Annotated in this window: 2 protein-coding genes; both read left to right on the forward strand. The window is 59.6% G+C overall.

The window, feature by feature from the left end; all coding sequences use genetic code 11:
• Positions 1 to 129 precede the first annotated feature (129 nt).
• A complete protein-coding gene (locus HMPREF2924_RS02995; protein WP_003119430.1) occupies positions 130 to 1,380 on the forward strand; it encodes an IS256 family transposase in 1,251 nt (416 codons plus the stop codon).
• A 159-nt stretch (positions 1,381 to 1,539) separates the two neighbouring features.
• Positions 1,540 to 2,903 (forward strand): MobH family relaxase (mobH, locus tag HMPREF2924_RS03000; protein WP_070700343.1); only part of this gene is annotated, 1,364 nt, incomplete at its 3' end.

A 2,903-nucleotide genomic window follows, 5' to 3' on the forward strand; every position in this document is an offset into this window, starting at 1 on the left:
GGCTACGGGTGAACATCCACCAGCAGGTGCCCAATGGTTAAGCCTGGCCCAGTTCCTCCCAGGCAAAGCACAAGACGGGCCTGTCAGTAATTTCGTGTTTGGGGCATAACATGAGGTCAAGGAGTGTCTATGTCTCGCAAACCAAGAACCCAGCCGGCAGCGTTGCCTGTGATTCCTTCCGAGTTGCTGGAGTCGTTTGGTGACGGCTCGATGACGGCCGAAGCTATCAATGCGGCGTCCCTGGCTTTCAAGAAGGCCCTGATCGAGCGGGCCCTGGCCGGTGAGCTGAACCATCACCTGGGCTACCCGGCCGGCACAGCCAAGCCCGAGCGGATGAGTAATCAGCGCAACGGCAAGGGGGCCAAGACGGTGCTGACCCAGGAGGGGCCGATCCGTATCGACGTGCCCCGAGATCGCGAGGGCAGCTTTGCCCCGCTCCTGATCCCCAAGCATGAGCGCCGTTTTACTGGCTTTGATGACAAGATCGTCGCCATGTATGCCCGCGGCATGACGGTGCGCGAAATCCAGGGCTTTCTGCTGGAACAATACGGCACAGACGTCTCGCCGGACTTCATCAGCTCGGTCACTGACGAGGTTATGGCCGAGGTCACCGCCTGGCAGGCCAGGCCGCTCGAGCCCATGTATCCGGTCGTGTTCTTTGACGCGCTGCGGGTCAAGATCAGGGAGGATGCTGTCGTGCGCAACAAGGCCGTCTATCTGGCCCTGGGCGTGCTACCCGACGGCACACGCGATATCCTGGGTTTGTGGATTGAAGGCACCGAAGGCGCCAAGTTCTGGATGAAGGTCTTCAACGACCTGAAGACCCGGGGCGTGGGCGATATCCTGATCGCCGTGACTGACGGGTTGAAGGGTATACCCGAGGCGCTGGCCGCGGTGTTCCCGGCCACCACACTGCAAACCTGCATCGTCCATCTGATCCGCAACAGCCTCGATTACGCGAGCTGGAAGGATCGCAAGGCGCTGGCCGCCGCGATCCGACCGATCTATACCGCTGTCAGTGCTGAAGCGGCCCTGGCCGCGCTTGACGCCTTTGCCGATGGGCCGTGGGGTCAGAAGTTCCCCACCGTCTGCGCGGCATGGCGCAATGCCTGGGATCGCGTGATTCCGTTCTTCGCCTTTGCGCCGGAGATCCGCAAGGTGATCTACACCACCAACGCCATCGAGAATGTCAACTCGCAGCTACGCAAGATCATCAAGACCCGGGGCCATTTCCCTACTGACGAAGCCGCCTCCAAGTTGATCTGGCTCGCGCTGCGAAACATCACCGCCAAATGGAGCCGATCCGCTCACGACTGGAAGCAAGCCATGAACCAATTCGCTATCCTTTACGCTGACCGATTCAGTCGCCCTTCCGTGTAATTCTCTACCCGCCCTAAACACGGAATTTATGACACCCCCCACAAGACCGAGCTGGCATATTGCCAATAAAATACCCTACCCCGCTACCGTTGTTTTATCGTTGTTGCCAGCCCTGATCTGGCGGAAAAGCCCGCTCCATGAATCGTCATGGAGCCTCCCATGTTTCAACTCCTTTCCTGGATCTCCAGGAAGCCGTCCCCCAGCCAACTAACCAAAGCTGCCCCAGGGGGATTCCTCCCTCCTCTGAGCAGTATGGAGCTGCTCGGCACACCTCGGCGCCGGCAGCTACTGGAGAACATCTGGCAACGTGCCTCGCTATCCAAGCAGCAATTCGAGGAGATCTACCGGCGGCCACTGGCCAACTATGCAGAGCTGGTCCAGCAGCTCCCTGCTTCGGAAAACCATCACCATGCCCATCCAGGCGGGATGATCGATCACGGCTTGGAGATCGTGGCCTACGCACTGAAGGTACGGCAGACCTATTTGCTCCCGATCGGCGCAGCGCCGGAGTCACAGTCAGCCCAGGCTGAAGCCTGGTCGGCCGCCGCGGCGTATGGTGCCCTGGCTCACGACATAGGCAAGATCGTCGTAGACCTGCAGGTTGAGCTGCAGGACGGCAGCACATGGCACCCTTGGAACGGACCGATCAACCAGCCTTACCGCTTCAAGTACGTGAAATCCCGCGAATACCAGCTCCACGGCGCTGCCTCAGCACTCCTCATCCACCAACTGCTACCGCGCACGGCACTCGATTGGCTCAGTCGCTTTCCAGAGCTGTGGGCTCAATTGATCTACCTGTTCGCTGGGCAGTACGAGCACGCCGGGATCCTCGGCGAGATCATCGTGAAGGCAGACCAGGCCTCCGTCGCGCAGGAGTTGGGAGGTAATCCGGATCGAGCGCTGGCTGCACCGAAGCAGTCGCTGCAGCGGCAGTTGGCAGACGGCCTTCGCTTCTTGGTGAAGGACAAGTTCAAGTTGAATCAACCTAGCGGCCCGTCCGATGGATGGCTGACTCAGGACGCACTCTGGCTGGTGAGCAAGCCCGCGGCCGATCAGTTGAGAGCCTACCTGCTGGCTCAGGGAATCGAAGGGGTCCCCTCCTCCAACGCGCCATTCTTCAACATGCTCCAGGACCAGGCCGTCATTCAGACGAACGCCGAAGACAAGGCCATCTGGACGGCCACGATAGACAATGGTGCTGGGTGGAGAAACAAGTTCACGCTCCTCAAGATCGCTCCAGCCTTGATTTGGGCTGACCCTGCCGAGCGGCCTGATTCCTACAGCGGATCACTCGTCATTGAAGAGGGCAACGCCTCCCCTGAAAAGCCGGAAACGACCTGCGAAATCCCCAACGATCCGATTGAACAGCAGCAAGCACCAGAAACCAAGATGACGCTCCGCCAACCTTCGCCGAGCGTTGCGAAACCGTCAAAGGAGATACGGGCGATTGCGAACCCGTCAATTGATGATCAGGAAGAAACGGACGACTTATACGCGCTTCTTGGTAATATCACTTCGCCACC

This window comes from Pseudomonas sp. HMSC063H08 (assembly GCF_001813645.1).
Taxonomy (GTDB): domain Bacteria; phylum Pseudomonadota; class Gammaproteobacteria; order Pseudomonadales; family Pseudomonadaceae; genus Pseudomonas; species Pseudomonas aeruginosa.